Annotated in this window: 1 protein-coding gene; it reads right to left on the reverse strand. The window is 64.4% G+C overall.

Going from position 1 to position 525, the window contains the following annotated elements; all coding sequences use genetic code 11:
* A partial coding sequence (locus tag CK240_RS18015) for a CbtA family protein (protein WP_167650121.1) occupies positions 1–496 on the reverse strand: 496 nt, incomplete at its 3' end.
* Positions 497–525: the final 29 nt, after the last annotated feature.

Below are 525 nucleotides of genomic sequence, written 5' to 3' on the forward strand. Positions count from 1 at the left end.
CCACCATCCCGGCGATAGAGATTGCGAGCATCAGAAAGTACAGCCCAGTGCGCATGCCGATCGTCTCTGGGCTGCCGACAGCAGGCGGGTTGGCGGCGTATTTCAGCCCCGGGACCAAGGTCACAGAAACATAGCCGAGGACCGCAATCGCCCCAGCGGTTGCCAGGGGGCTAAGGTCCGACAGACGCCCGTGCGCCCAAGCATAGACTAAGGCGAAAACCCCTCCGAGGGCGGTCGCGAAAACGATCATGCCAGTGAACAGTCCGATCCCCGCCTGCGTCGGACGACTGACCAGTTCATCTTCGCCCCCGTGCGTGTGGGCGGCGGGCTGTTCCGTGCCGACGGCAACATCATCGACATGCTCCGCCGCTGCCTGAGCCTCCTCGATGGCAATGGCAGCGGCGACCGGGGGCTCACCCCAGACCCGCGCGACCCCAAAGGCTAGAAGACCCGCGATCAGCCCAGCAATCATGCCGAGCAGCAAAAGACGTCCCATGTTCCCCTCCCGTCAGTGGCAGGGAAAGC

The organism is Paracoccus salipaludis (assembly GCF_002287065.1).
In the GTDB taxonomy this organism is placed as follows: domain Bacteria; phylum Pseudomonadota; class Alphaproteobacteria; order Rhodobacterales; family Rhodobacteraceae; genus Paracoccus; species Paracoccus salipaludis.